We start from the raw sequence: 24,373 nt of genomic DNA, 5'->3' as shown, positions 1-24,373 counted from the left end.
TTTTCATATCAAACTCTTCACCAATGAACCAATGAACAAGTGAACTAATGAACCCCCATATTCCAAAACATAAAGGCCCATTTATCAACCTGTCCGCTTATTACCTGGGCGGTTGATTGGCCTGCGCCATGACCGGCATTGGTTTCAATGCGAATGAGTACCGGTTCAGTACCTTTTTGATATTCCTGTAGCCGCGAACCAAACTTAAAGGAATGAGCAGGTACCACACGGTCGTCATGGTCGGCTGTGGTAACCATTGTTGCCGGGTATTCACGCGGTGTAAGGGCATGGTAGGGCGAGTATTTGTACAGGTATTCAAACATTTCCTTCGAATCTTCTGCTGTGCCATAATCATAGCTCCAGCCCGCTCCGGCTGTAAATTTATTGTAACGCAGCATATCCATAACGCCTACAGCAGGGAATGCTACCTTAAACAAATCCGGGCGCTGGGTAAGCATAGCGCCGATGAGCAGGCCGCCGTTTGAGCCGCCGGATACTGCCAGGTGCTCTTTAGACGTGTATTTGTTTTTGATAAGGTACTCGGCAGCTGCAATAAAATCGTCAAAAACGTTTTGCTTTTTCATTTTGATGCCCTTTTTATGCCAGGTTTCGCCATACTCGCCACCACCGCGCAAATTTGGCACCGCGTAAATGCCACCATGCTCTAACAATATAATATTCGACGTGCTGAACGCTGGTGTTAAGCTCACGCCGAAACCACCGTAGGCATATAACATTAAAGGGTTCTGGCCATTTAACACCGTCCCTTTTTTATAAGTGATGATCATCGGGATTTTGGTTTTATCCTTCGACGCGTAAAACACCTGTTTCGATTCGTACTGTTCGGGATCAAACTGCACGCCCGATTTTTTATAGATACTTGATTGCCCGGTAGCTATATCCAGCTTAAAAATAGTTGGCGGGTATATGTAGCTGGTAAAAGTATAATAAGTTTCCTTTTCTTCTTTTTTGGCTGCAAAGCCACCGGCCGTTCCAACTGATGGCAGCGTGATGGTTCGTTCCAGCTTGCCATCCATATTATATTGCTGTACAAAGGAGGTGGCATCTTTCAGGTATTCGGCAAAAATTTTACCCCCGGCAGTACTGGCTGTTAAAACATTTTTTGTGCCCGGTATCAAATCTTTCCAATGGGTTATGCCGGGGGTTGCGGCATCAACGGTAACTATTTTAAAATTTGGCGAATAAATATTGGTTAGGATATACAGCTTGCTGCCTACATTGTCCAATACACTGTGCTGGTTATCAAAATTATCAACCACGGTTACTATAGGGCTATCGGGCTTGCTTAAATCCTGAATGTATAACTCATTGCCGGTGGTTGATGTGGCCGCGGTTATCACCAAAAAACGCTCATCCTCGGTAAGGTAAGCGCCAATGTACCGGCGTTTGGTTTTCTCGCCGCCAAATATCAGCTTATCGGTACTTTGCGGCGTACCCAGTTTGTGGTAAAATAATTTATGGTACTGCGTTAGGCCCGAAAGCTGGCTACCGGCTTTAGGTTTATCATAGCTGCTGTAATAAAAGCCATCGGTGCCTTTCCAGGCCAGGCCGCTAAATTTTACATCGATAAGGGTATCGCCAACCACACCTTTGTCGCTGGTTTTTATCACGATAACCTTACGCCAGTCCGATCCGCCTTCCGAGATCTGGTAGGCTGCCAGGTCGCCGTTTTTGGTAAAATCGATGCCTTGTAGCGATGTAGTGCCATCAGCCGAAAATTTATTGGGGTCTAAAAACACCTCGGGCTTACCGCTATCGCCAATTTGCCTGTATAAAACCGCCTGGCTTTGCAGGCCGTCGTTTTTATAAAAATAAGTGTACTGTCCCTCTTTAAATGGAGCGCTGTATTTCTCGTAATTCCACAATGTTTCCAGGCGTTTGCGGATGTCTTCGCGATAGGGTATCTGTTTCAGGTAATCCTGTGTAACCTTATTTTCTTCTTTTACCCAGGCCTTTGTATCTGGCGCCTGGTCGTTTTCCAGCCAGCGGTAGGGGTCGGGCACCGGGGTACCAAAGTATGTATCAACGGTATCAACCTTTTTTGTTTTGGGGTATGGTAGTGTTTTAATAGTCATTTGTTGCGCGTGGGAATAGCTGTAAAATAAAACAGCTAATGCAAGTAAGCAGGGTGTTCTTTTCATCTCCATTTAAATTACAGGGAACTAAAGATAGTAATTTGCACAACACGGGCACAAATGATTTAGGCCATTAAAGGTTAAAAGTTGTTAATTTTGCCCTTTGCTGCTGTTTAATTGACCGGGGCAAGCTATATTAGCGCCCTGTAACTAAAAGCGACTGTAGCCGTTGCCTTAACTGCGTTTGCGCGGATATGGCATGTATATTATCTGCTGAGGCCTGTTTTTTTAACATAAGCGTCATTGGCTATAATAATGCATTTTTTTAGGCGTTTGCTAAACCAAATAAGCAAGGTTTTGGCAAACCAGATTTATTTTATTAGGACTATTACAACATGAAACAAACTTTTACATTATTGGCTGCAGCTTTTTTTATGCTGATGGCATTTAAATCAAAGGCGCAGGATGTGCAGGATGACGAAACGGTTTCCGAAAAATCTAAAAGTTATTTAAGTTTGGGATTTGGCCAGTCAAGGCCATATGGCGATTTTAAATCAACCGATTACAGCAACAACAAATCGGGGTTCGCCAAAAAAGGCCTGGTATATTCTTTAGATGGTGCACATTACTTTTTTAAGCGCGCAGCATTAGGGTATACCGTAACCTACCAGGACCAGGGTAACCTTGTTTATGATGATGATCAAAAGATTTCGCAGGGGTATACAGACAGCTATGTAGCCGATGGATCGATAGTTACTGCCAACAAACGCTACCGCAGCCTCAATATATTATTGGGCCCGCAATATACCGTTGTATGGCACGCTTTTTCGTTCGATTTCAGGGCATCAGCCGGCGCCATAAAAAGCTTTGCCACACCAACCGTTGCTGTGCAGATACAGGGTGTTGATGCGCAAAGCGGCGAGTTTTTGCAACACAGTTCAACTAAATTTGCTTTTGCCTATGGCGGCAGCGCGGCTATCCGCTTAAATACAGGCGCAGGATGGGGACTGTTCCTGAAAGCCAATTACATTAACTCGAAAGGGCCACAAATTACTTATACTGACCGTACACTGGTACTTGGCCGTACGGTTACCAATCAGGCCATGACCGAGGGGCAGGCCATTTTTGGTTTATATAAAGAATTTTAAAGAAGAATCAAGAGTTTAGAATCAAGACAAAATATAAGAAGAGTCAAGAATTTAGAGTCAAGAATCAAGACAGAATAAAAAGGGATGTTTCATTAGTTTGAGACATCCCTTTTTTCATTTAAAAATTCATATCTGCTTTGCGGCCTGGCGTCTTGGCGCGAAAAACTAAGCGATTTAATAAAAAAACGTTTCGGATATTATCTTATCGTCTTTTACGCCAAAAACGGCTATCTCTGCTACTTGTAGCCTTTGGCCATTTTTCAGCGTCATATCCCTGCCCATGGCTACGCTAAAAAAGTTGCCGCCCACCACTGGCTGGCTGCAAAAAAAGCTGTGCACTTCGGCTATGAGTTCCTGCCTGGCTTTTGATTTTGCCAAAACAGCCTCAATACCCTTAGTAATGGTGGGTACGCCCATGGCCAAAGCGTGTTCCGGTTCGGTACAAACTATGTCGACACTATACAACTGTTGGTAAATTTCTGTTACTTTCCGTTGTTGAAAAAGTTCATTGTAGCTATCCGCTAATTCCTGTGTTGTCATTTTTTTCTGATTTTGATAACACAAAATTAACCCGCCACATCATACTAAAAGTATTGAATAGTGCTATATATTTGCTTAATCGTATCAATTTACAATGGACGCTTTAAGTACAATATTAGATGCAACCAGCCTGCGGAGTGTTGTTTACAGCAAAATCCCGCTTTCGGCCCCATGGGGACTGGATATTATTAAAGACGATAATTCGCAATTCTGGCGGTTGGTGAGCGGCAGTTGCAGCATTGGCACACCCGACGGCCGTATCATAGAAATGGACGAAGGAGACCTTGTATTTGTGCCTCATGGTAGTGCCCATTGGATAGCAGATAAACCTACAAGCCTGCGTATGCCATCGCCGGAATTTGTGAAGGCCCGCAGGGCGGGAATACCTGTTTTTAATACCAGTGGCGATGTAACCACCCTGATAGCAGGCCATTTTGAGTTTGACTACCAGGCCCTACATCCCTTTTTAAAGGATTTGCCGGCAGTTATCCATATCAGGCAATACGTAACCGAAAATCAGCTGCTGGTAAAGCAGGTTGCACAGTTAATGCTGAACGAACTCAACAACGAGAAGCCGGGGAGCAGGGTAATGCTGAAGTGCTTGTCAGAAATTATGTTCGTGAATATCATCAGGGCATATTTAGAACAGGATGCGCCCCAAAGTGGCTTTCTTTCGGCATTAAACAACCCGAGGATCAGCAAGGCACTGACACTGATGCAGGACTCGCCACAAAACAATTGGACGCTTGATTCTCTTGCACTGGAGGTTGGGATGTCGCGGTCGGTTTTCTTTAACCAATTTAAAAAATTAGTGTACGAAACGCCGTTAAGCTACCTTACCAACTGGCGCATAAGGCAAGCTCAAAAGTTGTTACTGATGGATAAGAACAATGTGGCCCAAATAGCGGCAAACGTGGGTTATCAATCAGAAGCGGCCTTCAACCGTGTATTTAAATTAAAAACCGGGCAAACGCCCGCGGCCTACCGGAGAAGTAAGCTTAACCGGTAATTTTTCCCGCCATGCATTTTTTTTCTTAACTCTTGATTCTAATTTCTTGATTCTTGCACTAATGCACTTCAATTTGCTCAGGGCGGCTGGCTACTACTTCGGGTTGATCTTTAAACATTTCAAAAACCCCGGTAACGCAAATCGCTTTGCGTTTAATATTCGGGAGGTCTAAGGTTACCTTATTCCCCTTTATGGCGATGGTGTATTTTTGATGCGGATAGATACCGCCCATGTTAAGCAGGGTAAGTGTATCGCTTACTATTTTGAGCGAGTAAACGGTATCGCATAACGTGCCGGTTTTACCCAGGCCGGCCTTAAAATCAGCAGCGTTGAATTTATTTTGGGCTTTTGCCGTACCTGCTAAAGCAGTTGCCATCAAAGCGGTTAATATCAGTTTTTTCATATAAACACTAATTTCACGAATGTTTCGAAATAGCACGAATACCGGCCTGGCGACTTAAAAATTATAAGAACACTAATTTCACAAACAGCGCCTAATCAAAATTCGTGAAATTCGATACAATTGCTAAACACCCTGCAAGTATTCGTGTGTATTGAAATTCGATACAATTGCTAAACACCTTGCAAGTATTCGTGTGTATTAATATTCGATACAATTGCTAAACACCCTGCAAGTATTCGTGTGTATTAATATTCGTGTCTAATCTTCGTCCTCATCAACGTCGGGCGTTAAGCCGTCTTCTACATTTAAGGTAAATGCCGATTCGGAGGCGCGGGTGGCAGCTTCTAAAGCGGCAATATCTGCAACGTCCGCATCTAAACGTTCGTTGCCGGTGTCCTGGCCTTCGTTTTGTTCGTATTCGTTGCCTGGATCTTTTTCGTCCTGGTTATCGTCAAGATTGGGGTTTTCTGGAAGTGGCATAATGTGCTTGTTTTTTATTGAATAACAGCATTAACGCTTATTAGGTTTTAAATTAAAGTTACATAAATAGCGGCCAAAACAACTTACAATCCGCTGAAATAATATATCCCCGAAAATACGTATTTTTGTGCGTTTTTTGGAGCAAGCCTGTAAACCGACCGAAACGTAACGCCTTTTGTAGCCGGACCATCATCAAGCAAAGCTGCTTTGATTAGCTTTTGAATACACCGAATATGTTAGAGAAATTAGAACTGATATTTCAACGCTGGAAAACCGTTGAAGGCGAATTAAGCAATCCTGAAGTAATGCAGGATATGAAACGCTATGCCCAGCTGAATAAAGAATATAAAGACCTTGCTAAAATTGTTGACGAGTATAACATATACCGTAACATTATGAGCAACATAGATAGCAATAAAGAGATCCTGGCTACCGAAAAAGACGAAGAGTTTCGTGAAATGGCCAAAATGGAACTGGATGAGTTGTTGGGCAAACAGGAAGAGATGGAAGAAGTCATCCGCCTGATGCTGATCCCTAAAGATCCGGAAGACAGCAAAAACGCGATGGTTGAAATTCGTGGCGGTACAGGTGGCGATGAAGCCGCTTTATTTGCCGGCGACCTTTACCGCATGTACATGCGCTATTGCGAAAAACGCGGCTGGAAAACCGAACTGGTTGATTATACCGAAGGCACCAGCGGCGGCTACAAGGAAATTGTATTTAACGTAATAGCCGAAGACGCTTACGGTACCTTAAAATATGAATCGGGCGTACACCGCGTTCAACGCGTTCCTGATACTGAAACCCAGGGACGGGTACATACTTCGGCCGCATCGGTTGTGGTATTGCCCGAGGTTGATGAGTTTGATATCGACCTGCAGGTTAGTGATATCCGTAAAGATTTATTCTGCGCATCGGGCCCGGGCGGTCAATCGGTAAATACCACCTACTCGGCCGTAAGGTTAACCCACTTGCCTACCGGTATTGTGGCGCAGTGCCAGGACCAAAAATCGCAATTAAAAAACTACGATAAAGCATTACAGGTATTACGCTCACGCGTGTACGAAATGGAGCTGCAAAAGCACCTGGAAGAAACATCCAAAAAGCGCAAAACCATGGTATCAACCGGCGACAGGTCGGCCAAGGTACGTACCTACAACTATCCGCAGGGGCGTTTGACAGAACACCGTATCGGCCTTACCATATACAACCTGCCCGGTGTTTTAAACGGCGATTTGCAGGAGATAATGGAAGCTTTACAGTTTGCAGAAAATGCAGAGAAACTGAAAGAAGGAACCGTAGTTTAAGGTTAAAGGAGAAAGGTCAAAGGCAAAAGGTTTTCCTTAAATCATATCAAAAGGCTTTTAGCAATATGCTAAAGGCCTTTCTTTTTGTGCCAAAAATGGTGTTTAGCCCTTTTGCTTTAAGCGCCTTTACGGTTTCGCTGTAATTTTTGCCGATTGCTCCAGCTCGCTGCTTACCGAATCGTCAAAATACAGGCGGTAAATTACCCATTCGTTTTTAGGCTTGTAAAACATAAATGTAAACCGCAGGGGTTGGTTTTGATGTTTTACCAGGTAACTGTATAATACCAGGCTATTGGATGCTTTACGCTGAACGATAAGATCTTTACCAGTATAAGCGCCGATAAGGCTTCGGGTAGTATCTATTTTGGAGATAAGCTTAACCAGGCTATTGGAATCAATAAGCGGATTGGTTTTAAATATATCAATCATCGCTTTAGTGGTGCTCTCTTTATCGTAACTCCTGAAAAACTTTTCTATAAGGGTTGTAGGCGCTATAATTCCTGCTGCTGTTGGTGTTTTCGCGGCAGCTTCAGGTTTTGCTGTTGTAGCTGTGGGTTTGGTTTGTGCTGATAAATTGCTGCCGATAGCGCCTGCAAGCATAATTAAAACTATAAGCCTTGTGGCTTTAAAACGGGGGTTTTGCATACTGATGGTATTTGTGTGCCTAAAATAGGGAATTTATACAAAAAGGCATTAACCGGCAGGCTATAAAAATAGTTTAAAGCGACCCAACGACAACTTTTAGACACATTTATTATAAAAAGCAGGAAGCTACTCCATAACGAGGGTAGGCTACTTTGAATTAACCTGGCGTATCGGTACAGTAAGTGTTAAAAACACTTTTCATCGTGGTGAAAAGCTAAAATGCTAACAATCAAGCCAAAAAATTCAAATAAATTCATTTTACAGCAAATAAAATACAAAATCATTTGAAAAAAGAATAATTATGTGTTAAATTCGCAATGATGGCACTCACAAAAAAAATATTCTTTGTATTATTTTTTTTCCAGCTTTCTATAGCTGTGGCTGCCAATGCGGATACAATTTTAAAACATTATAACCGCTGGGGTTCAACAGCCGATGATATCTCCAGGCTGCACCATAAGCTCATTAACATTGCCCAGCAACAGGAAGTAAGTGACGACACTTCGGAATCTGGCAGCAGCCAAAACAATCGTGCCTGCGTTTACGTAAGGTTTGTGCATGCCCGCACCAACTATTCGGCAATTTTACAGCCGGCCAATCAATCGTTACCGGGCATAATTACAAGCTTAATAAAGCTGGAACCCAAGCAGAACCTTGTCAGGGAAGCCTTTCTTCCGGCATATTATAGCTTCCTGTTCCGGCTAAGTCCCTTCTGATCTTTTCTCTGATGCGATGCATCCGCTGCGGTGCATGATAACCTCTATTTAAAAGAATTAATAACATAGCCATTTTGGTACGTGAACGTTACCACTATGCTTAACGCTATCAGAAAAATGAAAACAGTTAAAGCACTACTGCCTCTACTGGCAATTATTATAGCTATATATGTCACGGGTTGCTCCTCAAAAGCACAAACCACGCAAGACGAAACCACCGATACCCTACAACTACCTATACTTACATTAACCACGCGCGATACGGTTATCCAAAAGCCATATGTTGCCGATATCCAGGCATTAAAAAACATTGATATCCGTTCGCGCGTTCGTGGTTTTTTAGAAAAAGTATTTATCGACGAAGGCGCGTCAGTACAAAAAGGCCAGCTGCTTTTTAAACTCAACGACCAGGAGTTTAAGGTAAACCTCACCAAGGCCAAAGCAGCCCTAAGTAATGCTGTTGCCGCCGCCAAGGCGACCGCCCTGGAGGTTGACCGTGTTAAAATGCTGGTTGATAAAAAAGTGATCTCCAAATCGGAACTGGACGTGGCCGAATCAAAGTTGAGCGCCGATAAGGCAACCATAGAAGAGGCCCGTTCCATGGTGCAAAGCGCCGAAGACCAGCTGGCCTATACCTACATTCATGCGCCCTTTGATGGCATTGTGGATAGGATTCCCCTTAAATCGGGCAGTTTAATTGATGAGGGCACCTTACTTACCAGCCTGTCTGATATCAGCTCGATGTACGCGTATTTCAGCTTCCCCGAAAACGAATACCTGCAATACGTACGCAAACGCAAAACCGCGCCGGGCAAAACAAGCGACAAAGTGCGGCTGGTATTGGCAGATGGCCTCGACTTTCCGTACGAGGGCGATATTGAAACTGTTGAAGCAGAAATTGAACAAAAAACCGGGTCCATTAATTTCAGGGCTCGCTTTCCCAACCCGCAAAAGCTTTTGAGGCATGGTGCCACCGGCAAGCTGTTTATATCAACCAAGGCCGATAATGTTGTTATGGTGCCGCAACAATCGGTATTTGATATTCAGGATAAAAGCTATGTTTATTTAGTTGATAAAAACAACCAGCTGCACATGCGCGCCTTTGTACCCCAAACCCGTTTTTCTAACTACTACATTGTAAAAGACGGCTTAAAGCCCGGCGACAAAATATTGCTGGAAGGCACCCAGAACGTACGCGACGGAATGATCATTAAACCAAGAAAACTCAGCAGGGATTCGTTACTGGCCATGAAGTAATTTTAAGTCTTAAGCCTATAGTCGTGAGTCAGAAGCCGGGCTGCGTAAATGTTTCGACCTGAAACTAATGCGATTGCTTTTTTTGACTCAGAACTCTTGACTCAAGGCTTACCCCTTAGTTTATTGTATACAAACCCCACGCGCTATGTTCGAAACATTTATAAAGCGGCCAGTGCTGTCGCTTGTGATATCTTTAATAATTACCCTGCTGGGCGTGCTGGCATTAATTACTTTGCCGGTTACCCAGTTTCCTGATATTGTGCCGCCATCGGTAACCGTTACCGCCAACTATACCGGTGCCAATGCCGAGGTTTGCGCCAAGGCCGTGGCCACCCCGCTTGAACGCGCCATTAACGGCGTGCCGGGCATGACTTATATGACCACCGTTTGCAGTAACGACGGGCTTACGGTGATACAGATTTATTTTAACGTTGGGGTTGACCCCGACCAGGCTGCTGTAAACGTACAGGGCCGTGTTGCCACTATTATTGACGAAATGCCCGAAGAGGTGATTAAAGCCGGGGTAACCACCGAAAAAGAGGTGAACAGTATGCTGATGTACCTGAACATCATCAGCGAAGATCCCGGCATGGACGAGAAATTCATCTACAACTTTACCGACATTAACGTACTGCAGGAATTAAAACGGATTGACGGTGTTGGCCGTGCCGAAATTATGGGTGCCAAAGAATACTCTATGCGGGTATGGTTAAAGCCCGATAGGATGATGGCTTACAAAGTATCAACCGATGATGTTATTGATGCAATCCGCGCACAAAACGTGGAGGCGGCCCCAGGTAAAACCGGGCAAAGTTCAGATAAATCGCCACAAATGCTGCAATATGTTTTGCGCTATCCGGGCAAGTTTTTTGAGCCCAAACAATATGAAAACATTGTTATCCGCGCCGAAGAAGGCGGCGCTGTATTAAAACTGAAAGAAATTGCCGATGTTGAATTTGGCTCGCTTACCTATAGCATGGTATCCAATACCGATGGTAAGCCATCAGCATCTATCATGATAAAACAACGCCCTGGCTCAAACGCACGGGATGTTATCAACAACATTAAAACCCGCATGGCCGAGCTTAAAAAAAGTTCGTTCCCGGCGGGCATGAGTTTTAACGTAAATTATGATGTGTCGCGTTTTTTGGATGCATCTATCCATGAAGTATTGCGCACTTTGGTAGAGGCTTTTATACTGGTGTTTATTGTAGTGTTCATTTTCCTGCAGGATTTCCGCTCAACGTTAATACCTGCTTTGGCTGTACCCGTAGCGCTTATTGGTTCGCTGTTTTTTATGCAGTTGCTGGGCTTCTCTATCAACCTGCTAACCCTGTTCGCGTTGGTGCTGGCTATTGGTATTGTGGTAGATAACGCTATTGTGGTGGTTGAGGCCGTGCACGTAAAAATGACCGAAGAGCACATGAGTGCCATGGAAGCAACCATAACCGCGATGAAGGAGATTAGCGGGGCTATCGTGGCCATTACGTTGGTGATGTCGGCCGTGTTTGTGCCGGTAGCTTTTATGTCGGGCCCTGTAGGCGTATTTTACCGGCAGTTTTCGCTCACGCTGGCCATATCAATTGTGATATCCGGTGTAAACGCGTTAACGCTCACCCCTGCACTTTGTGCGATTATGCTAAAGCATAACCCCGCGCCTAAAAAGAAAACCATTACCCAACGTTTTTTTACCGGCTTTAATAAACGGTACGATGGATTGCAAAACAAATATTCGGGCTTCATGACCTTCCTTTCACCCCGCAAAGGAATAACCATCGCTTTACTGATAGGCTTTTTTGTACTTACCTGGGGCACCAGCGCCATATTACCAACAGGTTTTATCCCTACCGAAGACCAGGGGATGATTTACGTAAACGTAACCACCCCGGCCGGCGCAACAGTTGAGCGTACCGAGCAGGTTTTAAAAGAGATAGCCAATAAAACCAAAAGCATCAAGGCAATTGAGTCGGTATCCACTTTATCGGGGTATAGTTTGGTAAACGAAATTGCGGGTGCATCCTATGGCATGGCCATGATTAACCTGAAACCATGGGATGAGCGCAAGGAATCGTTAGAGGATATTATTGCCACGCTGACAGCGAAAACCAAAAACATAGGCGATGCATCTATCCAGTATTTTCCGCCGCCAACGGTGCCGGGTTTTGGCAACTCCAGCGGTTTCGAGATCAGGGTACTTGACCGTTCCGGCCAGGGCGATCTGCAAAAAGCTGCCAAAGTAACTAAGGATTTTGTGGACGCGCTAAATGCCTCGCCCGAAATTTCGGGCGCATTTACCAGTTTCGATCCAAACTTTCCGCAGTACATGATCTCTGTCGATCAGCAAACAGCGGCCCAAAAGGGAATTACGGTTGATAAAGCGATGTCGACCCTGCAAACCTTAATGGGTAGTTTTTATGCATCCAACTTTATCCGCTTTGGGCAAATGTACAAGGTGATGGTGCAGGCCGCGCCCGAGTACCGTGCCCGGCCCGAGGATGTTTTAAACCTGCAGGTTAAAAACGATAAAGGCGAAATGGTGCCCTTTTCCACCTTTGTTAAAATGGAAAAAGTTTTCGGCCCCGAGCAGCTTACCCGCTACAACATGTATACATCGGCCATGGTTACCGGCGATGCGGCCAAAGGCTTTAGCAGCGGCGATGCCAATGCCGCTATTGAGCGGATAGCGAAACAAAAACTGCCTAAGGGCTATGCTTTTGAATGGTCGGGCATGACGAGGGAGCAGATCTTATCGGGCAACCAGGCTATTTACATTTTCATCATCTGCTTAATATTTGTTTACCTGCTATTAGCCGCCCAGTATGAAAGCTTTTTGCTGCCGCTACCCGTTATCCTGTCGTTGCCTACCGGTATTTTCGGCGCTTTTTTCTTTTTAAAGATATGTGGATTGGAAAACAATATTTACGCCCAGGTAGCCCTGGTAATGCTCATTGGCTTGCTGGGCAAAAATGCCATCCTGATTGTGGAATTTGCCATCCAGCGGCAAAAAGAGGGCTTAACCATAGTTAAAGCGGCTATTGAAGGCGCTGTATCCCGCTTACGGCCTATCCTGATGACATCGCTGGCCTTTATTGCCGGCTTAATTCCATTATGCATTGCTGATGGCGCAGGGGCCATGGGCAACAGGTCAATAGGCACAGCGGCCGCAGGAGGCATGCTGATGGGCACTATCTTCGGGGTGATATTGATCCCTGGCCTGTACGTAATATTTGCCGGTATGGCCGCGCGTAAACACAAAATGCCCGAAGAGCCCCTTACCGAAATGCACCATGAAATGGAAATTGTTAACTAATGAAAAAGCTACTCATGCTAAAAAAAGCAAATTTATATATCCTGAATACCGCGTTTTTATTGATTTTAATGACAGGCTGCAAAACGTATACGCCCGTTACCGGTTCGGATGCGGCCGCTAATTTACCCGACGCCTTTGGCAGCAGCAAGGATACTACAACCATCGCAGCCTTACCCATCAACCAGTTTTTTACCGATCAAAAACTTATCAGCCTTATTGATACCGCGCTAAAGGCCAGCCCGGATATACTCACGGCATTGCAACGCGTAGAAGCGTCGCGTGCCAACCTCAGGTTCAGCGCGTCGAAATTATTACCAACCGTTAACATCGCGGCGAATGCCGGGCTGGAAAAATATGGTGATTATACGCAGAACGGCGTTGGTAATTACGATACCAATTTTTCGCAAAACATTAACAGCAACCAGCACATCCCCAACCCAACGCCCAATTATTTCCTGGGTTTTCAAAGTTCATGGGAGGTTGACCTGTGGGGCAAATTAAGTAACCAAAAAAAGGCTGCCTTTGCCAGGTTCCTGGCCAGCCAAAGCGGGTACCGGCTAATTACAACCCAGCTTACGGCACAAATAGCCGGGCTATATTACCAGTTGCTGGCGCTTGATGCCGAGTTGGCTATCATCAAAAAAAACATAGCGCTACAGGATAACGCGCTGGAAATTGTAAAAATTCAAAAACTGGGCGGCCGGGCAACCGAGCTTGCCGTACAACAATTTGAGGCCCAATTGGCGCGGACCAAAGGCCTGCAATACACAACCCTGCAGCAAATAACCGAAACCGAGAACCAGCTTAGTTTTTTATCGGGCAGTTTTAAAGGAAAAATTACAAGGGATACCGCTATCATGAAAATTGCGTTGCCGGTAATTATCGGGGCCGGTGTACCCTCACAGTTATTACTTAACCGCCCAGACATCCGCGCCGCCGAGCTGGAACTCGCGGCCATGAATGCCGATATTAAAGCGGCCAGGGCCAGCTTTTTCCCAACACTCACCTTAACGCCCTACGCGGGCTATAATAGCTTTAATGCGGGTTTACTATTCAACCCTGCCTCATTTACCTATGGATTGATTGGCGGGCTTACAGCGCCTGTATTTAACCGCAAGGGCATAAAAGCCGAATATGAACGTACCATTGCCGAAGAAAAGATAGCGGTTTATAATTACCAGAAAACTATCCTATCGGGTTTCCAGGAGGTTAATAACAACCTGAGCGGCATCAGCAATTACAAACAGGCTTTTGAATTTAAACAACAGGAGCTGCAAGCGCTCAATAACGCCCTATCGGTAGCCAATGATCTTTACCTGGTTGGCCGCGCCAATTACCTCGAGATTATTACCGCCCAACGCAGTGTACTGGATGCCGAACTGGAGTTAACAAACATTAAACGTAATATATTCCTAAGCTCGGTGAATTTGTACCAGGCAGTAGGAGGGGGATGGCGGTAGGCTAAATAGCTGTGTAAATTGCGTTGAGGCGGAAAATCCTGTAACCAAACTGCCCTCAGAAAATGTTCAATTTCCCTGTCATCCTGAGTTGTAAAATTTCGCGAAATTCTGAAGGGAGAATGACGTATATCACTTGGCGGCGACTCGACTCACCCCGACGAGGCTACGCCCGTCACCCCTCTCTCCGCTTCGCGCATAGAGGGGCCAAAAAACAAAAAGGGGGGTTACCCCCTATGCGGCGTAAGCCGGAGAGAGGGTCGGCCAGCGTAGCGCGCAGCCGGGGTAAGTCGTGACCAGCGTTCATGCTAATGTTTATGTAAGTTCCAACATGTCATGCGTAGGCCTGTCACCCTGAGCCTGTCGAAGGGTCGCGCGGAGAGGCCTTTGCCCGCTATGCTTCGACGGGGCTCAGCATGACAGCCCATTTTATGATGTCATTCCTCCTTCAGAATCCGCGGATTTCAACACTCAGCATGACAGTCTTTTTATTTTCAAATATCGTTTTCTCTTCAGAATCCGCGAATTTTATTACCCGACATGGTTGTTGAGACGTAAATCCAACACGTAATCTCATTTTTTAGTTTTACCTAATTGACACCCGACGGTAATTTTGGCTTTCTCCGGTTATCAGCAATTACCTTTTTTTCAAAAATTCCGTTTTAAGCACAATGCTCATACCGTCAATTTTGCAATCAACTTCTTTATCGTCATCCGTAAGGCGGATTTTTTTTACCAGCGTACCTTGTTTAAGCGTTACGCCGCCGCCTTTAACTTTTAAACTTTTTATCAGCGTTACCGAATCACCATCGTTCAGGATGTTGCCGTTGCTGTCTTTTACAATTGATTCTGCCATTGTGTATTTGTATTAAATTAAAAAGCCCGATACAAATACCGGGCTTTTTGATATTATTTAAATTTTAAAAGCGACAAGAAAAAATCCTGTCAATCCTGTAAAATCCTTAAATCGTGTTATTATTTAGTAACGTACATTACCTCTTTAACCGCTTTAATAACCCTTTCAGGGTTTGGCAGGTATTCCTGTATTAAAGTTGGCGCATAAGGCAACGGAACATCGCCACCCATAATACGCAGGATAGGCGCATCAAGGTAGTCAAAGGCATCTTTTTGCACTTTAAAAGCAACCTCGGTAGCAATTGAACCTAAAGGCCAGCTTTCTTCGATAATTACCAAACGGTTTGTTTTTTTAACCGAGTTAATTACTGTTTCATAATCAATAGGGCGTACAGTACGCAAGTCGATAACTTCGGCGTTGATGCCTTCTTTTGCCAGTTCGGCAGCAGCGGCAATAACCACTTTCATGATTTTACCGAAACCTACCAAAGTAACATCGGTACCTTCGGTTACCACTTTGGCTTTACCCAATGGGATATAGTAAGTTTCTTCAGGAACTTCGCCCTTATCGCCATACATTAACTCCGACTCCATGAAAATAACCGGATCGGGATCCAATATTGCAGATTTTAACAGGCCTTTTGCATCGTACGGGTTCGACGGAACAACAACCTTTAAACCCGGGCAGTTGGCATACCAGTTTTCAAAGCACTGTGAGTGCTGCGAACTAAGCATACCCGCATTACCGGTTGGGCCGCGGAAAACGATTGGCACAGAAAACTGGCCGCCGCTCATCGACATGATTTTGGCCGCACCATTGATAATCTGATCGATGGCCACTAACGAAAAGTTAAAGGTCATGAACTCGATGATCGGGCGTAAGCCATTCATAGCCGAACCAATGCCAATACCGGCAAAGCCTAATTCAGAGATGGGCGTATCAATAACGCGTTTTGCGCTAAATTCGTCCAGCATGCCCTGGCTTACTTTGTAGGCGCCATTATATTCGGCAACCTCTTCACCCATCAGGTATATGGTATCGTCGTTGCGCATTTCTTCGACCATGGCCTCACGTAGCGCTTCTCTGAATTGTATTTCTCTCATTATATTGTATAAAATGATGTTTTTTGCGACCGCAAATATAATCACTAATGTGTTAAATGCAATTGCTGCCCATGCACTTTGCATTTTTAGTACAGTTATTTTACAAATTGTACTTACATTGCCTGTATAAACCCTGTCGCAATGAAATTCCCATCCATTAAAACACTCGCCGAAGGCTTTCTGTCCACTATAAGGCGCTATCCCTTTGAAATGTTTTTTGCCCTTGCCGGGACCATTGCAGGTACCATCGAGGTGGAACTGCGCCACCTGGACCGGGTACATGAAGGCTGGCTGATGCGCGGAGTGATGACGGCCAACCTGGGCCTACTTTTAAGCCTGTCGGCAACGCTGTTTACGCAAAGCCGACCCTTTAGTAAACAAAATAAACTCATTATAAAAATCATAGCTGCGCTTTTTGCAGCCTCCCTCATTTTCATCATAGACCCTACCGCCCGCGAAGCCGATTATATCCGGTTTTTCCTGTTATCGCTTTCGTTTCATTTGCTGGTTGCCTTTGTGGCATTTACGGGTAAGGGACAGGTTAATGGGTTTTGGCAATTTAATAAAACATTGTTTCTTCGTTTTTTAACGAGCGTATTGTATGGTGTGGTTTTGTTTTTAGGGATAGCTGCCGCCATTGCCGCTACTAACTTTTTATTCAACTTTAAGTTTGAGTGGGATACTTATGCCATACTTTGGGTTTGGATAGTGGGCTTGTTTACCACTACCTTTTTCCTGGCTGGCGTACCCGCCGATACGCGTGCGCTTAACGACGATTTGAGCTACCCCAAAGCATTGAAAATATTTACCCAGTTTGTATTGATCCCTCTATCAACCATATATGTGCTTATTTTATTAGCATACGAGATTAAGATCATCTCACTTTGGAGCCTGCCAAAAGGCCTGGTATCAAATCTTATTTTAAGCTATGCGGTGTTTGGAGTGCTGTCATTGTTGCTGATATATCCCATTCGTGAACATGATGGCAATAGATGGATCAAAATCTATTCGCGCAGCTTTTATTTTTTATTGATCCCCTTGTTGGGCCTCCTGTTTGTGGCAGTAGGCGCAAGAGTTTTCATGTATGGCATTACCGAATGGCGCTATTTTTTAATCGCGCTTGCCTGCTGGCTGTTGTTTATTTCCGTTTACTTTTTAGCTTTTAAAAAGCAGAATATAAAGCTTATCCCTATCTCTTTATGTATAGTAACCATTTTATCCGTGTACGGCCCGCAAAGCGCTTTTACGGTTAGTATGTATTCGCAAAAGCGAATTATAATTAAGTTTTTTGAAAAGCACAATGCGTTGAAAAACGGCAAATTCATCGCGGTTGATAGTACAAAGGTGAGCGAAAAAGACGGCAGTAAAGCTGTGGCATCTTTAAATTATTTCATTTATAAATACGATATCACACCCTTGCAGCCTTATTTTAATAAGGATCTTACCGCATTGTCCGATTCGTTAGGTAGGTTGAAAAGCCGGGACTGGCGCACTTCGGGCGATTATGGGCGGAGAGAGTTAAGGGAAAGTAAGTATGAGTGGGCCCGACTTTCCCTTGGCCTCCATCATTTTGAAACCTGGTACAACGAGAATGATAACGCTATGACCTATTACTATACATTTAGCAAAAAAGAAAAAATAGTAGTTGTAAAGGGCTATGATATAACACTCGTCGCCGATGAGTATGCTGATACCCTGACTAATAATTTCAACGGCATTCAAATTAAGCAAACACAACCGGCGAACGGGTCATTTACCTTAAAACTCAATAGCGAAACTTTTAATTTCAGACCTTTTGATGTTGCCCATAAATTGTTGGCAGATACAGCAACCCTTAATAAATATCACACGCCTACAGAGTCTGAATATTATAAAAATTACGATCTACCGGCTAAAGAGACTTTATTTACTAAAGAAACGACTACGTATAAAGTAGCCTTTCAGATCAACAGTATAAATTTTAATATTACCGGAAAAGAGAAACCAGCCGACATAAAAATATCGGGCACCTATTTAATCAAAATCAAGTAGGTGCCCATAGCATCAATTCACCTGTATTACCACAGGCCGCGCCTGCATTTCTTTAACAGATTTGGCCATCCGCTTAATAAACAAATAATTGGTTGTACCGCCGATAACAGCGCCAACAACCGGCACAAGGCGCTCGGCGGTGCGAACGCCCAGGTTGAGGATTATTTTTTCGGCCACGCTTTCCATCATGGTTTTGCTGAGGGCAATACCGGTTTCTACTTTAAAAGATATAGCTACCAGTTTCATAAACTCGTCGAACCCCATTTGATAGCTGCCCCTGTTATGGTACATAATAGCCATAGTAACCCTAAATTGCTGAGTTATCAGGTTAAGTACATCAACAGGCATACCTATTACCATGGTTAAAACACCGCCGCTACCCGATATGGCACCGCTACCGGCAGCCATAATTGCACATTGGTTTATAAATTTATCAAGGCCCAATTTGTCGACGCCCTTTTTTACGTTCAATTGATCGATATGATCAAACACCTGCTTAAACCCATCGTACGATAATTGTTCGGAATAGTGTTTTATATCGGTGCCTATTTGCTTTAATGATTTCATTTCTAATTGGTTTATGTAATAAAGGGCAAGCCCTTGTAACATACTAAGCTATTCTCGTGCCAATTAATAAAGCGGGTAAATATGGCAGTAAGCTAACGGCTTTTTGCCACCGCACCATTATCATCCAGGGTTTCAATTACGGGTTGATTTTGTTTGTTAATATATATCCTCAGCTTTGGCTTACCATTGGCATCGCTCAAAAATAAGCCCACATCGCCCCCTGCGTTTTTACCAACAAAAAGCCTTTCTTTGGTTACCCGGCCAGAAGCGTTAAGCTTGTCAATTCCTGTTTTATATGCAACAGTATCATTTAATTTGTTCAGTGAATCAATATAAGCCAAAACCTTTGATGAAGGGAAATTATCGTACTTATCCCAAAGTTTCAGGCCATAGCTTCTTTGCAATTGCGGGCCATTGTTTTCCTGGCTATATTGAAGCTGCATAATCTGGTCGTTCTTATACTGATCGATGGAGTAGGTCATACTCGCGCTTTTTTTATCGCCATCATATACCAACCCGCCGCACTCATTGCCATCATCATTAAAAAATATCATGCCGGCGGGGCGGTCGCGTTTGGGCAGTTGTTTGCCGTCAATGGTGCCCGGGTGCTGGCTTTGGCGATTGCTTATGGCCATGCGTATTTTACCATCAGGCTCAACAATGTCAATCCGCTCGGCGGTTATTTGTTTAAAGTGGGCTTGATTGCTTATCAGCCTTATAATAAAGCCAAAGCAAACAATTATAGCTACCGTAAGTAGGGCCAGGTATAATTTTAATGTTTTTATTTGTTTAGGTAGATTTTCCATCGCTTCAGTAGGTTTAAAATTGCAATGTAAATATATTTAAAGCGTAAAAATGAGCAAAACCGTAAAATGCTACGCATTAATAACCTATGTGTTTGTAAATTCGCCTTTTATAAAAAAATTACTGACGAGTTGAAAAATAACATTCTTATTGTTGATGATGTACATCCCATATTTATGGAGCAGGCCGAAGCCAAGGGTTATACATGCGATTACAGGCCAACCATAAAAACCGAAGAAGCTTTACAAATTATAGCCAATTACGCGGGCCTGGTTATCCGCTCAAAATTCCAGGTAACCAAACAAGTTTTTGATTTGGCCACAAACCTGCAATTTGTGGCCCGCGCGGGCGCCGGCATGGACAATATTGACGAGGCTTACGCCGCCGAAAAAGGCATTAAACTGATTAACGCGCCCGAAGGCAACTCCGATGCCGTTGGCGAACATGCTATTGGGTTATTGCTTTCACTAATGAATAATTTTAACCGGGGTGATGCCGAGATAAGGAATGGCAAATGGGAGCGGGAGGGCAACCGCGGCTACGAACTGAAAGGAAAAACCGTAGGTATTATTGGCTACGGCCACATGGGGCATAGCTTTGCCCGTAAGCTATCGGGTTTCCAGGTTGATGTAATTGCTTACGATAAGTATAAAACCGGCTTTAGCGACCGCTATGCGCGCGAAGTAAGCATGGAGCAAATAGTAAAACTAAGCGACGTGCTAAGTATACACGTACCGCTGACATCAGAAACCAACGAACTAATTGACGACGAATATTTGTTTCACTTTAAAAAGCCGATATTTTTTATCAATACCTCGCGGGGCAAAACAGCAAAAGTAAGCAGCATATTGAAAGCCATTAAAGAAGGCAAAATATTGGGAGCGGGCCTGGATGTGCTTGAAGTTGAAAAGTTCCCTACCCTGGCCGAGCAGGCCTGGTACGACGAGTTGCGCCAAAGCGGCAAGGTTATCCTAAGCCCCCACGTTGCCGGCTGGACGTTTGATTCGTACCGGAAGATAAGTGAAGTGATGGCGGAGAAGTTGGTTGCTTTGCGATGATGTGCAAATTTCAGATTTCAGATGTGCAGATTAAAATGGATATTTTGACTAAATGCTTACCTTATTGCGGGTAGACCGGCAATAATTTCCCTTCATCTGCACATCTGAAATCTGCACATCTGCACATCAAATAAATTTGCATATTAAAACTTAAATCACTTATCTTCGTTTAATACTAAACAAGACTATGTAGGCATGGCCCATATAGTCTTGTTTGTTTTTATAGTCGTTGCGTCCTTCTTAAAAAAGGGAGGGCGGTTTTTTTTGGACAACCAATAGGATAAATAATAATTAATTTACGTGTTATGGCAGAGGTATCATACTTTACCAAGGATGGTTTAGAAAAACTTAAAGAAGAATTACAAAGGTTAAAAACAACCGGCCGATCGGATATATCAAAACAAATTGCTGAAGCGCGCGATAAAGGTGACTTGTCTGAAAATGCCGAATACGATGCCGCTAAAGAGGCGCAGGGCTTGCATGAAGCTAAAATTTCGCAAATGCAGGAAGTGTTGGCCAACGCCCGCTTGCTGGATGAATCCAAACTGGATACATCAAAAGTATTGGCACTATCTATCGTTAAAATCAAAAACCTTAAAAACGGCGCCACCATGAGCTACCAGCTGGTGGCCGAAAGTGAGGCCGATATGAAAGCCGGTAAAATTTCGGTAGCATCGCCCATAGCCAAGGGCCTTTTAGGCAAAAAAGTAGGCGAAAAAATTGAGATCACGGTACCGGCAGGTAAAATTGAATTTGAAATACTGGAAGTGAGTCGGTAAGTTTAATTTGAGAATTTGAAGATTTGAGGATTTGAAAATATCGAATCGCCAGGTCATCTTCAAATTTTCAAATCCTCAAATTTTCAAATAATTAATCATGAACATCTTTTCGAAAATTATCGCAGGCGATATCCCGGCGTACGTTGTTGCCGAGAGTAATGAGTTTTTAGCTTTTTTAGATATCAACCCACTGGCCGAAGGGCATGTGCTGGTGATTCCGAAAAAAGAAGTTGATTACATTTTCGACCTGGATGATGAAACTTATACCGGTTTGCAAATATTTGCCAAAATTGTGGCTACGGCGATAAAAAAAGCTATACCATGTAAAAAGGTAGGGGTGGCTGTTATCGGCCTCGAAGTGCCGCATGCACATATCCACCTTATCCCCATGAACCGGGTTGATGATCTTAATTTTTCGAGGCCTAAACTAAGCTTCAGCGCCGAAGAATTGAGTGTTACAAAAGATAAGATCAAAGCAGCGTTTTAAATACTTACCTGCATTGATTTGAAAGAAAACTTAACAGGGTATTGCTTAAAACAATACCCTGTTTTTATTTGGCCCCTGAAGGCAAAACCACCCATGATTCGCTTTGCTTTAATTAATAAGGAAATATCAGCAATGGTATTGTAATATGCCCCGGCAGTGCTTCGGTCAAATAATCCCCGATGATTTCTTTAAAATGATAACGGTGGTTAACAAGCACCAGCACATCGTTATGCATTCCGTTAATTATAACATCAACCGCCTTGTTAATATCTCTTTCCCTGATATTGTTAAAACCAATTGGGTAACTATGTACATGGCTTCCAACCTGTTCGGTAAACAGCCGCTGACCATAACTTTCCTCAATATCCGGAATTCCTTTAGCCGACAAATGTGCTACAGATACGCTCGCCTGCATAGGCTCGGCCAGTTGAACAAGGTATTTTACAACAGCAGCGCGACAATACCGTAAATCGGCCATATAAGTTATATGTTGTATGTTTTTTAATGTCCAGGTTTCGGGCACTATTAGCAGCGGACACTGCACTTTATTTAATACGCTTTGGAGATTTAATAAAGCTTGTCGCGACCCATCTTGCAACGTGGTGCCGCTTCCGCTCACTATTAACCAAATGTTTTTTTTGATTATCAAGGCGGCTAATTGCACTGCATCAAAATCCACAATATCCACTGTTGACATGTCAGGCTGGTAACCCTCTGGCTCGGGGTTGAACGTATTTAGTATTCTCGCCAAACGACCTCTTACAACCAACGCTTGTTGTTCAATATTATGACCAGCCACAACTTTTGCCATTGTGTTAACCTTATAGGTGTTGGCCACTAAAATATTGGCCTGTACCGCCTGGGCAATAGCAAAAGCCTGTTTTGATGCGTGCGCTGCAGATGGTGAGCCATCGTTAATTACAATAATCGTTTTCATGGTGTCGGGTTTATAATTTTCTTTTGTAAATTTCACAAATGCTTTTCACAGGAAACATGACGCCGGTCACGCTATAAATTGCTTGTGATCAAACACTTATTATCTTTGTTGCAATATCAACGGATGGGCAACTGTTCTGTTAAAATGCAACACGAAGACCATCAGGAGATGGTGATGATAACACAGATTGGGCCCTTGCAAAACGGAATCATCGCTTGTCAGTTTTTTTCGAACCGTCCTGTTTTTTTATCAAGATTGATCTTGTAAATAATCAGTTCCACTTTTTCACCCACATCGCTGTCGTTCTCGGTTATCCCATGCGAAGGATGATTGGCCGGGTGGTTGGCCAGGGGCATTATGCGATGTATAATTCCCTGCATCAGGCAGGCCTTCTCGTCCATGTCGGTCACTTCTTCAAAACGCCCCCAGGCCACAACGCTTTTCCAGTTAAATATGCTTTGGATGTCATCAACTTCAAAACATACCTCTGGGTTCTGACGCATCATTTCAATCTTTTTACCATTTGCCGAATGGCTGTAGATATATGGCGCACTGTAAACGTAATTTATCGGTACAATATAGGTAGTTCCTTCAGCATGACATGCTAAACGACCGGTAACCTGCTGTTTCAGCAAACTTTCTATCTGTACGTCTGTAAGTGCTCCCAACATGATCTTAAATTTTAAACGTTATGGAATAATTAGTAACGTCAAAAGTAGACACCGGGTATCTGTTTAAAAATGATCGTTTTATTATTAAAAAGTGATGCGCGTCACTATCTATGGCTAAAAGCGGCTCAAGTAAAATTCTTATGTGGGAATAAAAAAGGTATTTGTTTATGCATCCCCACGCGTCAAGCAAGGAACACGTGAGTAAATATGGTTCAAGCAGAATAATTGATAAAAACCAAAAGCCTTTAAATCATATGATTTAAAGGCTTTTGAACATTTTTTAAATGCTTTTGGCGGAATGGACGGGATTCGAACCATTTCGATATAACGCTAAATAACAGGTATTTATAAAATCTAAAAACCATTAGTCACCGATTAAGACACCGGATAACTTGAGGTATTTTGAGTTGTTTTAAAGAACTTTTGATACATCAAATTTACAAAAAAGGAAGCAAACTTCTGGACTATTTATTAAAAAACAGCCAAGATTCGATATTTCGATTTACATAATTATGTAATTATAGAAATACAGAATGCTATAATAGGTCGAGTGCGCTTACCGGAATAATTCTGTGGTCTTCTCTTTCATGTGCTTGCTACATCTTTAAAATTCTTCAAAATTGGCTGTACTTAATGAAAAATGTTTTGTCAAAAAAGCAATAGCAAAACGACCTTTTAGACACTGAAAGGTCCTACGCCATTTTGATTAAAA

At 43.5% G+C, this 24,373-nt stretch carries 22 protein-coding genes; 11 read left to right on the top strand and 11 right to left on the bottom strand.

The genetic code is table 11. The annotated features are described in order from the left end of the window. Window positions 1-44: 44 nt before the first annotated feature. A complete protein-coding gene (locus AC1RM2_RS15445; protein WP_492986094.1) occupies window positions 45-2,162 on the bottom strand; it encodes a prolyl oligopeptidase family serine peptidase in 2,118 nt (705 codons plus the stop codon). A 329-nt stretch (window positions 2,163-2,491) separates the two neighbouring features. On the opposite strand from AC1RM2_RS15445, the gene AC1RM2_RS15440 reads away from it, so the two are divergent. Then, complete coding sequence (locus tag AC1RM2_RS15440; protein WP_492986093.1) at window positions 2,492-3,244, top strand: hypothetical protein; 753 nt, start codon at window positions 2,492-2,494, stop codon at window positions 3,242-3,244. Window positions 3,245-3,418: 174 nt separating this feature from the next. Here the strand turns inward: AC1RM2_RS15440 and AC1RM2_RS15435 are convergent, their stop codons facing one another. Beyond that, window positions 3,419-3,784 (bottom strand): SnoaL-like domain-containing protein, encoded by a 366-nt coding sequence (locus AC1RM2_RS15435; RefSeq protein WP_492986092.1) that lies wholly within the window; start codon window positions 3,782-3,784, stop codon window positions 3,419-3,421. A 94-nt stretch (window positions 3,785-3,878) separates the two neighbouring features. Between AC1RM2_RS15435 and AC1RM2_RS15430 the strand changes: the two genes are divergently transcribed. Further along, window positions 3,879-4,793 (top strand): AraC family transcriptional regulator, encoded by a 915-nt coding sequence (locus AC1RM2_RS15430; RefSeq protein ID WP_492986091.1) that lies wholly within the window; start codon window positions 3,879-3,881, stop codon window positions 4,791-4,793. A 58-nt stretch (window positions 4,794-4,851) separates the two neighbouring features. On the opposite strand, the gene AC1RM2_RS15425 is transcribed toward AC1RM2_RS15430, so the two are convergent. Next, the gene (locus AC1RM2_RS15425; RefSeq protein ID WP_492986090.1) at window positions 4,852-5,196 is read right to left on the bottom strand and encodes a hypothetical protein; all 345 of its coding nucleotides are present in this window, start codon (window positions 5,194-5,196) and stop codon (window positions 4,852-4,854) included. A gap of 258 nt (window positions 5,197-5,454) precedes the next feature. Then, on the bottom strand, window positions 5,455-5,676 hold the full coding sequence (locus tag AC1RM2_RS15420) for a hypothetical protein (protein ID WP_492986089.1): 222 nt from the start codon (window positions 5,674-5,676) through the stop codon (window positions 5,455-5,457). Between the two features lie 233 nt (window positions 5,677-5,909). Between AC1RM2_RS15420 and prfA the strand changes: the two genes are divergently transcribed. Continuing rightward, window positions 5,910-6,983, top strand: a complete 1,074-nt coding sequence (gene prfA / locus AC1RM2_RS15415) for a peptide chain release factor 1 (RefSeq protein ID WP_492986088.1) — start codon at window positions 5,910-5,912, stop codon at window positions 6,981-6,983. Window positions 6,984-7,109: 126 nt separating this feature from the next. Here the strand turns inward: prfA and AC1RM2_RS15410 are convergent, their stop codons facing one another. Continuing rightward, window positions 7,110-7,628 carry a hypothetical protein gene (locus AC1RM2_RS15410; RefSeq protein WP_492986087.1) on the bottom strand — a complete coding sequence of 173 codons (519 nt, stop codon included), beginning with the start codon at window positions 7,626-7,628 and terminating at the stop codon, window positions 7,110-7,112. Between the two features lie 317 nt (window positions 7,629-7,945). Between AC1RM2_RS15410 and AC1RM2_RS15405 the strand changes: the two genes are divergently transcribed. The 4 genes from AC1RM2_RS15405 to AC1RM2_RS15390 all read left to right on the top strand — a co-directional run bounded on the left by AC1RM2_RS15405 (window position 7,946) and on the right by AC1RM2_RS15390 (window position 14,371). Beyond that, entirely contained in the window at window positions 7,946-8,344 is a 399-nt protein-coding gene (locus tag AC1RM2_RS15405; protein WP_492986086.1) for a hypothetical protein, read from the top strand. Between the two features lie 117 nt (window positions 8,345-8,461). Further along, the gene (locus AC1RM2_RS15400) at window positions 8,462-9,601 is read left to right on the top strand and encodes an efflux RND transporter periplasmic adaptor subunit (RefSeq protein WP_492986085.1); all 1,140 of its coding nucleotides are present in this window, start codon (window positions 8,462-8,464) and stop codon (window positions 9,599-9,601) included. A 145-nt stretch (window positions 9,602-9,746) separates the two neighbouring features. Beyond that, window positions 9,747-12,911 carry an efflux RND transporter permease subunit gene (locus tag AC1RM2_RS15395; RefSeq protein WP_492986084.1) on the top strand — a complete coding sequence of 1,055 codons (3,165 nt, stop codon included), beginning with the start codon at window positions 9,747-9,749 and terminating at the stop codon, window positions 12,909-12,911. Further along, complete coding sequence (locus tag AC1RM2_RS15390; protein ID WP_492986083.1) at window positions 12,911-14,371, top strand: TolC family protein; 1,461 nt, start codon at window positions 12,911-12,913, stop codon at window positions 14,369-14,371. Before AC1RM2_RS15395 ends, AC1RM2_RS15390 begins: the two co-directional genes overlap by 1 nt. A 634-nt stretch (window positions 14,372-15,005) precedes the next feature. On the opposite strand, the gene AC1RM2_RS15385 is transcribed toward AC1RM2_RS15390, so the two are convergent. Beyond that, window positions 15,006-15,224 carry a zinc ribbon domain-containing protein YjdM gene (locus AC1RM2_RS15385; RefSeq protein WP_492986082.1) on the bottom strand — a complete coding sequence of 73 codons (219 nt, stop codon included), beginning with the start codon at window positions 15,222-15,224 and terminating at the stop codon, window positions 15,006-15,008. A 119-nt stretch (window positions 15,225-15,343) separates the two neighbouring features. Next, window positions 15,344-16,411, bottom strand: coding sequence for a pyruvate dehydrogenase complex E1 component subunit beta (locus tag AC1RM2_RS15380; protein WP_492986080.1), 1,068 nt, complete (start codon window positions 16,409-16,411; stop codon window positions 15,344-15,346). A gap of 57 nt (window positions 16,412-16,468) precedes the next feature. On the opposite strand from AC1RM2_RS15380, the gene AC1RM2_RS15375 reads away from it, so the two are divergent. After that, the gene (locus AC1RM2_RS15375) at window positions 16,469-18,358 is read left to right on the top strand and encodes a DUF4153 domain-containing protein (protein WP_492986079.1); all 1,890 of its coding nucleotides are present in this window, start codon (window positions 16,469-16,471) and stop codon (window positions 18,356-18,358) included. A 12-nt stretch (window positions 18,359-18,370) separates the two neighbouring features. Here AC1RM2_RS15375 and AC1RM2_RS15370 read toward each other — a convergent pair whose 3' ends face one another. After that, window positions 18,371-18,925, bottom strand: coding sequence for a hypothetical protein (locus AC1RM2_RS15370; RefSeq protein ID WP_492986077.1), 555 nt, complete (start codon window positions 18,923-18,925; stop codon window positions 18,371-18,373). 92 nt (window positions 18,926-19,017) lie between these two features. Continuing rightward, entirely contained in the window at window positions 19,018-19,731 is a 714-nt protein-coding gene (locus tag AC1RM2_RS15365) for a hypothetical protein (RefSeq protein ID WP_492986075.1), read from the bottom strand. A 129-nt stretch (window positions 19,732-19,860) separates the two neighbouring features. On the opposite strand from AC1RM2_RS15365, the gene AC1RM2_RS15360 reads away from it, so the two are divergent. From AC1RM2_RS15360 to AC1RM2_RS15350, 3 genes are all read left to right on the top strand, one after another. Continuing rightward, entirely contained in the window at window positions 19,861-20,787 is a 927-nt protein-coding gene (locus tag AC1RM2_RS15360; protein ID WP_492986073.1) for a 2-hydroxyacid dehydrogenase, read from the top strand. Between the two features lie 305 nt (window positions 20,788-21,092). Beyond that, a complete protein-coding gene (gene greA / locus AC1RM2_RS15355) occupies window positions 21,093-21,566 on the top strand; it encodes a transcription elongation factor GreA (protein ID WP_477382542.1) in 474 nt (157 codons plus the stop codon). A 94-nt stretch (window positions 21,567-21,660) separates the two neighbouring features. Beyond that, entirely contained in the window at window positions 21,661-22,053 is a 393-nt protein-coding gene (locus AC1RM2_RS15350; protein WP_492988252.1) for an HIT family protein, read from the top strand. 112 nt (window positions 22,054-22,165) lie between these two features. Here AC1RM2_RS15350 and AC1RM2_RS15345 read toward each other — a convergent pair whose 3' ends face one another. Then, window positions 22,166-22,990 (bottom strand): universal stress protein, encoded by an 825-nt coding sequence (locus tag AC1RM2_RS15345; protein WP_492986071.1) that lies wholly within the window; start codon window positions 22,988-22,990, stop codon window positions 22,166-22,168. A gap of 218 nt (window positions 22,991-23,208) precedes the next feature. Continuing rightward, window positions 23,209-23,661, bottom strand: coding sequence for a pyridoxamine 5'-phosphate oxidase family protein (locus tag AC1RM2_RS15340; protein ID WP_492986069.1), 453 nt, complete (start codon window positions 23,659-23,661; stop codon window positions 23,209-23,211). Window positions 23,662-24,373: the final 712 nt, after the last annotated feature.

The organism is Mucilaginibacter sp. GW822-FHT03E02, assembly GCF_058801545.1.
Note: the sequence above shows the minus strand (reverse complement) of the source record. Positions and strands in the feature narration are given on the sequence as shown.